This is a genomic window from Nonomuraea turkmeniaca (assembly GCF_005889735.1).
Taxonomy (GTDB): Bacteria; Actinomycetota; Actinomycetes; order Streptosporangiales; family Streptosporangiaceae; genus Nonomuraea; species Nonomuraea turkmeniaca.
The window spans coordinates 18,683-27,052 of sequence record NZ_VCKY01000146.1; the positions used below are offsets into that span (position 1 = coordinate 18,683).

At 69.7% G+C, this 8,370-nt stretch carries 10 protein-coding genes; 5 read left to right on the forward strand and 5 right to left on the reverse strand.

The window, feature by feature from the left end; all coding sequences use genetic code 11:
• Window positions 1–101 precede the first annotated feature (101 nt).
• Window positions 102–506, forward strand: coding sequence for a hypothetical protein (locus ETD86_RS34360; RefSeq protein ID WP_138670813.1), 405 nt, complete (start codon window positions 102–104; stop codon window positions 504–506).
• On the opposite strand, the gene ETD86_RS34365 is transcribed toward ETD86_RS34360, so the two are convergent.
• The gene (locus ETD86_RS34365) at window positions 503–1,387 is read right to left on the reverse strand and encodes a serine protein kinase RIO (protein ID WP_138670814.1); all 885 of its coding nucleotides are present in this window, start codon (window positions 1,385–1,387) and stop codon (window positions 503–505) included. The two genes, ETD86_RS34360 and ETD86_RS34365, sit on opposite strands and share 4 nt — an antisense overlap.
• Window positions 1,388–1,719: 332 nt before the next feature.
• Between ETD86_RS34365 and ETD86_RS34370 the strand changes: the two genes are divergently transcribed.
• A complete protein-coding gene (locus tag ETD86_RS34370; protein ID WP_246148638.1) occupies window positions 1,720–2,280 on the forward strand; it encodes a hypothetical protein in 561 nt (186 codons plus the stop codon).
• On the opposite strand, the gene ETD86_RS34375 is transcribed toward ETD86_RS34370, so the two are convergent.
• Window positions 2,277–2,855, reverse strand: coding sequence for a Uma2 family endonuclease (locus ETD86_RS34375; protein WP_138670815.1), 579 nt, complete (start codon window positions 2,853–2,855; stop codon window positions 2,277–2,279). The genes ETD86_RS34370 and ETD86_RS34375 overlap by 4 nt on opposite strands.
• 57 nt (window positions 2,856–2,912) lie before the next feature.
• Window positions 2,913–3,518 carry a hypothetical protein gene (locus ETD86_RS34380; protein WP_138670816.1) on the reverse strand — a complete coding sequence of 202 codons (606 nt, stop codon included), beginning with the start codon at window positions 3,516–3,518 and terminating at the stop codon, window positions 2,913–2,915.
• 140 nt (window positions 3,519–3,658) lie between these two features.
• On the opposite strand from ETD86_RS34380, the gene ETD86_RS34385 reads away from it, so the two are divergent.
• Together ETD86_RS34385 and ETD86_RS34390 are read left to right on the forward strand one after the other, a co-directional pair.
• The gene (locus ETD86_RS34385) at window positions 3,659–4,426 is read left to right on the forward strand and encodes a glucose 1-dehydrogenase (RefSeq protein WP_342779330.1); all 768 of its coding nucleotides are present in this window, start codon (window positions 3,659–3,661) and stop codon (window positions 4,424–4,426) included.
• 3 nt (window positions 4,427–4,429) lie between these two features.
• Window positions 4,430–5,236, forward strand: a complete 807-nt coding sequence (locus ETD86_RS34390) for an alpha/beta fold hydrolase (RefSeq protein ID WP_138670818.1) — start codon at window positions 4,430–4,432, stop codon at window positions 5,234–5,236.
• Window positions 5,237–5,398: 162 nt separating this feature from the next.
• Here the strand turns inward: ETD86_RS34390 and ETD86_RS34395 are convergent, their stop codons facing one another.
• Window positions 5,399–6,004: a DUF4126 domain-containing protein gene (locus ETD86_RS34395; protein WP_138670819.1), complete on the reverse strand. Its 606-nt coding sequence runs from the start codon at window positions 6,002–6,004 to the stop codon at window positions 5,399–5,401.
• A gap of 19 nt (window positions 6,005–6,023) precedes the next feature.
• Window positions 6,024–6,929, reverse strand: coding sequence for a choline kinase family protein (locus ETD86_RS34400; protein WP_138670820.1), 906 nt, complete (start codon window positions 6,927–6,929; stop codon window positions 6,024–6,026).
• A gap of 69 nt (window positions 6,930–6,998) precedes the next feature.
• Here ETD86_RS34400 and ETD86_RS34405 point away from each other — a divergent pair.
• On the forward strand, window positions 6,999–8,370 hold a 1,372-nt coding region (locus tag ETD86_RS34405; protein ID WP_138670821.1), incomplete at its 3' end, for an FAD-dependent oxidoreductase.

Sequence of the window (8,370 nt, forward strand, 5' to 3'; positions counted from 1 at the left end):
GGGCGAGCTGGCAGGGGAGCGATCTCGGGGAATCCTCCATAGCATGCACTCATGGGGGATCTTCGTCTTTAGACGAGAAGGTATGGCGTGTCCGTTGGTGGGTGCGCATCCTGTCGGTGGCCGCGCTCGCGTTCCCTGTGGCGGTGTTCCTCGCGCCGTCCTGGTTCAACCCGACGTGGGAAGAGGGCCTGCCCGCCGGCCAATGGCCGTGGCTCACCGGCATTTTCGTCGTGTTGCTCGTGGTGACGTGGGCCGCGTTCTCTGCGCGGGTCGAGTTGGCCGGCGGCCACGTACGTGTGGTCAATCCGTGGGGGACGCAGACCTTTTCCGCTCGGGAGGTCGTCGACACGGGACCAGGTCGCTTCGGGCTTTACTTCGAACTCAGTTCCGGTAGGAAGGTTGCCGCCTTCGCCATCCAGTGTCCGCTTGTCTCCCTAGGGGAAGAACCGCGCTGGGTTGGCGTCGCGCGGGCCGTGGCGGCCGCGCGCGACGCGGGCCGCCGCTAGCGGATGATCCCGGTCTCCGCACGTAGGAGCTCGGCGAGGGAGTCAGGGTCGGCGGTGGGGACGCCCTTGGCGGCGAACCAGGTGGCGACGTTGCGGGCGTCGCGGTCCATGAACGACGGGCCGGCCGGGTGGGCGATCACGTCCACGATCTGCGGCAGGTCGATGATCACCAGCCTGCCGTCATGGACCAGCAGATTGTACGGAGACAGGTCGCCGTGCGCGAGGCCTTCCCTGGCCAGCGTGACCATGGCGGCGACCAGCTGCTCCCACAGGTCGTCCAGGCCGTCGGACACCTGGGCGAGGCGCGGGGCCGCGTACCCGTCCGGGGTGCCGATGAACTCCTGCAGGATCTCCGTCCCCACGATCTGCACCGGGTACGGCACGGGAACCCCCAGCTCCGACAACCTGCACAACGCCGTGAACTCGGCCACCGCCCATTGGCCGGCGATCGCCTGCCGGCCGAAGGCGGTGCGGTTGGCCATGGCGCGGTTCACACGGTCGTCGTGGGTTCTGCGGCCCTCCAGATAGCCGGAGTCGCGGTGGAAGAGGCGGTGCTCGGCCGACCGGTAGCGCTTCGCGGCCAGCAGGCACACCCGCTCCGTGCCGGGCACGCCGCGGGAGATCAGATGGACGTCGGCTTCCTTGCCGGTCTTGAGCACGCCGTGCTCGGTGTCGACGGCGGCCAGCTCGGTGACCAGCCAGCCGGGGTACGGCTTGGGGCCCTTCTGCGTGGGTGTGCTCTGGTCCCAGGTGGACCAGCGGTCGCCGGCGGGCGGGCCGTCATCGGCGAGAGTGGTGTCGGAAGTGCTCTCGAGCCATTCGATGTCGTCGGCGTCAAGGGCGTACTTGCCACGGCTGCGGTGTTGCGAGTGCTTCGGCACGGTGGGATTGCTCCAGAGGTGTAGCCCACCGGCGCGTCGGTCGATCAGCTCAGCGGACGCCCGGCGGAAGGGTATGAGGACGCGGAAAACGGCACGCGAACAGTCGTCGTCACGGTCTCACCCTCCCTTCGCGTCGCGGCGAACGATCAATGTGGCCGAGTATGGCGGGGCGCGTCTCGCCGCCGCAACCGATTATTCGCTCGCCGACAGATTCACCGGCGCCGCCCGCGGATCTTGTCGTGGCGGTGGCCACGCGCGCGGGGGTATCGGGCGGGAGGCAGCCGGCCGATATTGCGATGCGGTCGGTGCGGGGCGGCTTGTAGCGTGCGGGCATGCGACGATGCGGGGAGTGCGGTCACTGGGAGCCGGCCGGGGCGCCGGGCTGTGACCGGTGTGCCGGGCTGGTGGATGAGATCGTCGAGGAGGGGTGGCGGGCGTTCCTGGTGCGTGAGTTCGGCACGACCGGGCCGCGTGCCGAGGGACTCATCGCCGAAATGGTCGTCGACGAGCCCGACAAACATCCGTGGCGCGTGGTCGACGCCGCTTACGACCGGCTGACGTGCGCCGAATGCGGCGACAGGCTCAGCAGGGGACCGGCCTCATGTGCCGCGTGCAACCTGGCGAACGGCTTCCGGTACTCGGCCATCGAGGTCGATCGTCCCGGCGTCCCGCCAGGGAACGAGCACGCGCTGCGGGTGAACGTGGCCGTGACACGTAGACCGTACGGGATCTCGGATTCGGAGGTGCTGCTGCGGCGGCTGTCGCTGCCCGTCCTGCTCGACGGCCTGCTGCCCACGACAGCCCAGGCCCAGGCCACCAAGGCCAGGGCCAACGAGGGCGCCACGGAGGCCGAGCTGGCCGCGCTGGTTTACGGGGAGTGGGGCCGCGCCTAGGCGCGTCGCTGTGCCAACGTGAGGTCGATGTCGACGTCGAATCCGATGTTGGTCTGTAGTCGCTTGTGATGGATGCCAGTGGGGACGTAGGCCCTGACCGTCGGCTCGAGCTCGAAGGTGTAGACGACGGGGAGGCCGTCTTCTTCTTCCACCCGCCAGAAGTACTTGATTCCGGCGTTCGAGTACTTGATCGGCTTCGTGGTCCGGTCCCGCTCCCTGGACTCATCCGAGACCACCTCGACCACGAGGTGCACGTCCTCCGGCTTGAAGGAGGTGAGCTTCATTGAAGTGGTCGCCGACCTGTTTACCACGAGGATGTCTGGCTCCGGCCGCTGGCGCAGGCCCAGAGTGACCGTCATTTCGCGAACGACCTCCAGATGCGCGGGCGGTTGGATGGACTGCTTGATCAGCTCGACCGTGTACAGGTGGAAGAGCGTCTGCGGCGACATCATGATGAGTGACCCATCGATCAGCTCGACGTGCCGTGGCGCGTCGGGGGGAAGGCGATCGAGCATGTCGGCGGTCCAGCCACCGGGAGGGCCGGGATAGAACCACTCGGGAAGGGCCATAGTCATAGTCTGCCTCCTCGGCGGCTTCACGAGGCGCATCCATGATGCCACGTTGAGTAGCCGTCAGGGGCGATCTTTGCGTTCCTCCATCGACCGGCGGTAAAGCTCGTCGATCTCCTCCAGCGGGTCCGGCGCGCGGCGGCGGGCCTCGATCTCCAGGTCGGTGCGGGAGGTGAGGTCGGCGATGCCGGCGGACGTGTGGTGGACCTGGTCGCCGAGGAGGTCGGCGCGGATGCGGGCGCACATCGCCGTCAGTTTGGCCTGGTGCTCGCGTAGCCGGTCCAGGGTGGCGTGGTCGATGTACGGCGAGACCCGGCGCTGCTGGGCGTACATGCCGAGTTGCCCGTCGTGTACGCCGGCCTGCGCCTCCAGGTCGGCCAGGAGCCGCGGCAGGTCGCCGAGCCCCCACCCCTGACTTTGCGCCTGCTCGACGGCCTGGCGGGTGAGCGACACCTCGCGGCGCAGGTCGAGGCGGAGCCGCTCGACCTCGGCGGCGTCGCCCGTGCCCATCGCGTTGACGTGGGTGCTCAGCCGCGTCGCCGCCTGCTTGGCCTTGCCTGCCGCCTTCTTGCCCACCTTGACCAGCACGTAGATGCCCACGCCCAGCAACAGGAAGAGGAAAGCCAGGATCACTAGCACGATGACAAGGACTTCGCCGATCTCCGCCACCCCCTGTTGGTGTTGATGCCTAGAGGATAGTGCGCCGGAGCGGTTCTGGCGCGCACCCCCAAGCAAGCCCTTGATACGCGAAGAGGGCTGTGTTTCAGTTCACATGTTCGCGGTCAGGGCCGGAGAAGGGGCTGTTGCGCGTGCTTGACGGCAAGGTTGTGATCATCACCGGTGGGGCGAGGGGAATGGGCGCGGCGACCGCGCGGCGCTGCGTCGCGGCCGGTGCCCGGGTCGTGATCACGGATGTGCTGGTGGAGGAGGGCACGGCCACTGCCAAGGAGCTCGATGCCCGGTTCATCCCGCACGACGTGACGAGCGAGGACCAGTGGGCGGCGGTGGTCGCCCGCACCGTGGAGGAGTGCGGGCGGCTCGACGGGTTGGTGAACAACGCCGGCATCGCCACCATGGTGCCCATCGAGCAGCAGTCGCTGGCGGAGTTCGAGCGGGTGCTGCAGGTGAATCTGGTCGGCGTCTTCCTGGGTCTGAAGGCTGTGGCGGGCGCCATGCGGGAGTCGGGCGGCGGCGCCATCGTCAACCTGTCGTCGGTCGCGGGGCTCTTCGCCCTGCCGGGCACGGGCGGGTACGGCGCGTCGAAGTGGGGCGTGCGCGGACTCACCAAGATCGCCGCCCTGGAGTTCGGCAGGGACCGCATCCGGGTCAACTCCGTGCACCCGGGCATGATCGTCACGCCCATGACCCAGCAGTTCGGCGCCGTCTCGGGCGAGGGCACCTTCCCACTCGCCCCGGCCGGGCGGTGGGGCGAGCCTGAGGAGGTCGCGGAGGCGATCGTGTTCCTGCTGTCCGACGCCGCCTCGTACGTCACCGGCGCCGAACTCGCCATCGACGGCGGCTGGACGGCGGGGGACTCGGCGCTGCTGCCCCGCATGGCCGGGGACGAGGCGGGCTGAGCCATGCCGTACGCGGACATCGGCGACGACATCAGGATCTTCTACACCGACGACGGGAGCGGCGACGGGCCGCCGTTGCTGCTCGTGCACGGCTGGGGGACCGACTCGCACCAGTGGTCCTGGCACATCGACGCGCTGACGGCCGCCGGGCGCCGGGTGATCGCCGTGGACCTGCGCGGGCACGGCTACTCGTCGGTCCCCGAGACGGGCAACACCCCCCGCATGATGGCCGAGGACCTGAACGCCCTGCTCGACCGCCTCGATATCCCCCAGGTCATCGCCGTCGGGCACTCGATGGGCGGCCAGGTCGTGTCGATCCTCGCCGTCGAGCACCCGGACCGGGTGCGCGCGCTCGTCGCCCTCGATCCCGGCTACGGCATCACCGACGACATCGCCCAGGGGTTCCCCGGGATGATCGAGGGGTTACACGGCGAGCGGCCGCACGCCGCCGCCGAGGCGATCGACGAGTGGTGCACGAACGCCGCCACGCCCGCCGTCGTCCGCCGCTGGCACAAGCGCAGGCTGTACGGCATGGCACCGCACGTGCTCGCCCAGGCGTTCGAGGCCATGTTCACGGACCCGGGCGCCATCGGGGTGCGACCGGCCAGCGACGACTACCTGGCCCGCAGGCGGTGCCCGGTGTTGTCGATCTGGGCCGATCCACGGCGCGCGAGCTGGGAGGCGGGCCTGCTCAAGGTGCCGAAGTCGAAGGTCGTGTGCTGGGAGGGCTCCAGCCATCGGCTGCACGAGGAGCGCCCGGCCGAGTTCGTGCACCTCGTGGAGGGATGGCTGCGGCGCCTGCGGGTGTGAGGGGCCCGGCGGCGCGGACGCCGCCGGGCCCTCGGCCGTGTGAGCGTGCCAGGGTTGGGGGCCACGGTGCCGCTCACACGTCTCTTGCGGTTTGTTCGCTAACCGGGATCACCGTACGAGGCGGGAGAGCGGCGGCGGATCCGTCCGCAGGGGGAGCCGGGGTCAGCCGGGAGGTTGACCCCGGGCGGCTCGTCGCCGGGCGCGGAAGCGGCGTACCCTCCTGATCAGCCACCAGGCCAGGACGGCGAGCACCAGCAAGGCGACGATGACCAGGATCGGGGCGAACACCGCGATCAGGCTCATGCCGAGCGCCCCCGCGTCCTCCGCCGTGCTCACCACCGGCGCGCCCACGCCGGCCGTGCCCGCGTTGACCACGGGGCGGGCCGCCGCCTTCATCGTGTGCACGGCCAGGGCCACGACGATGCCCAGGAGCCAGCCCACCCAGGGGTTCTCGGTCATCCACGTGGACTTCTCCAGCTCGGCGGCGGCGTTCGTGGCGGAGAAGACCACGCCGCCGGAGGCCGGGCGGATCACGGTCTGGATGGCGTCGTTGACGCTGTCGACGGCGGGCACCTTGTCGAGCACCATCTCCGCGAGCAGCAGCACCGCGATCACCGCGAGCACGCCCCAATTCGACAGCCAGGAGTAGCCGTCGGGCAGCTTCACGGCGTCGGTGACGTTCGACAACACGCCCACCACCAGGAGCGGGATGTAGGCGTTCAAACCGGCGGCCGTGGACAGGCCGAGCCCGGTCAATGCGGCAAGCATGCCACCAAGTCTGCACGCCCTAATCCGTGCGTGTGGCCTCGTCCATGAGCGACGTCAGATCAGGCCCGGTGAACTCGGCCACCGCCCGCTCGTACTTCTCCATCCCCCACGACCAGAAGTCGAAGTCGATGCTCTCGTTGGCGCCGTCCTGGATCGAGGCCCACAACGTCCAGCCGTACTTGGACATGAGGCCGAGCAGCCGGGCGCGGGCGATCTTGTTGCGGAGCCGGCGGCCGTAGTACGCGGTGACGAGTTCCTCCAGGTGGCCCAGTGGCAGGTCGGACTCGCTCCAGACGTTGCCGAGCTCGAAGCAGGGGTCGTTGTTGCCGGAGTACTCGTAGTCGATCAGCCAGAGGCGCTCGCCGTCGTCGAGGATGTTGCCGGGGAGCAGGTCGTTGTTACAGGGAACGGTGCCTTCGTCCCGCACATCCAGACATTTCCGCATTTGAGCGACGAGGGGCATGAAGTCGAGGTATTTCGCAGGAAGTCGGTAGCCGCGGCTCTGGACGATCTCCAGATAGCGCTGCTGGACCTCGAACATGTCGAAGTCGCGCACGAAACGCGGCCCGCCGTGCAGGCGCCGGCAGGCCTCCGCCACGCGCGGCAGGTTCGCCGGATCCAGCAGATCGGCCTCCGTGAACGTCCGCCCCGGCAGGAACCCCACCACCAGCACCCCGAGCTCGGGCAGGTACGCGTGCACCGGCGCGCCCACCCCGGCACGCGCCGCCGCGATCGAGTTCGCGTGCTCGGCGTCCCTGTCGATCGCCAGCAACGCCCCGTCGCTGGCCCACACGCGCGCCACGTACGCCCCGCCGGGCGTGACGACCTTGTAGTTGTGGTTGGTGAGCCCGCCGGGCAACTCCTCGACGGTTCGAGGCACGCCGGACAGCAGGGGGATACGATCGAGCACCTCGGGCACGGCCATATTGGATGCTAGGCCGACCCGCGCTCAACGGTCTAGACCTTTTACGGCGTGGCGGCTAGCCTCGCGACCATGAGCGACTCGGCCCGCATCGTGATCATCGGCGGCGGCGTGGGCGGCGCGTCCGTCGCCTACCACCTCACCCAGCTCGGCGAGCGCGACATCGTCGTGCTCGAGCGGGACGAGCTGACCAGTGGCTCCACCTTCCACTCCGCCGGGCTCGTCGGCCAGCTACGCGCCGACCCCACGCTGACCAGGATGAACCAGTACTCCGTCGAGCTCTACCGCACCCTCGACGCCGGCTGGACCGAGTGCGGCGGCATCAAGCTGGCCTCCACCCCCGAGCGCATGGCCGAGATCCGGCGCCAGATCGGGTGGGCGCGGACGTTCGGACTGCCGCTGGAGGAGATCTCGGTGGCCGAGGCCGTCGAGCTGTTCCCGCTCATGGACCCCGAAGGCGTCGTCGGGGCCGCGTACCTGCCGACGGACGGCCAGATCGACCCGTCACAGCTCTGCTACGCCCTCGCCGCACGGGCCCGCGAGGGCGGCGCCGTCATCCGCACCGGCACCCGCGTGCTGGGCATCGACACCGCGAACGGCCGCGTCACCCGGGTCCGCACCGACCAGGGGGACATCGACTGCGAGATCGTGGTCAACTGCGGCGGCATGTTCGCGGCCGAGATCGGCCGCATGGCGGGCGTGCGCGTCCCGATCGTGCCGATGTCGCACCAGTACGTGGTGACCGACGCCTTCCACGACCACACCGGCCTGCCCACGCTGCGCGACCCCGATCTGCTCGTCTACTACCGGCAGGAGGTGCAGGGCCTGGTCATGGGCGGCTACGAGCGCACGTGCGGGCCCTGGACGGCCGGCCCCAACACCTACGACGCGGTGCCCGCCGACTTCAACGGCCGCCTGCTGCCCGAGGACTGGCCCAGGCTCGAGGAGATCTTCGACAACTCCCGGGTTCGGGTGCCGGCGATGGCCGACGTCGGCATCCGCAAACTGATCAACGGGCCTGAGGCGTTCACCCCCGACAACGAGTTCTGCCTCGGGGAGACCGAGGTGGCCGGGTTCTTCGTGGCGGCCGGGTTCTGCGCGCACGGCATCGCGGGCGCGGGCGGCATCGGCAAGGTGATGGCCGAGTGGATCGTCGACGGCGAGCCCAGCATGGACCTGTGGCACATGGACGTGCGCCGGTTCGGCCGCCACTACCGCTCGCCGTCGTACACGCTCAAGCGGGCCGTCGAGAACTACGAGACCTACTACGACATCCGCTACCCGGGCCACGAGCGGTCGGCGGGGCGGCCGCTGCGGGTCTCGCCCGCCTACGGCTGGCACGCCGCCCACGGGGCCGTGTTCGGGGAGAAGTCGGGCTGGGAGCGGGTCAACTACTACGCGTCCAACGAGGACGGGGGAGGGGAGCGGCCGGCCGGCTGGGCGG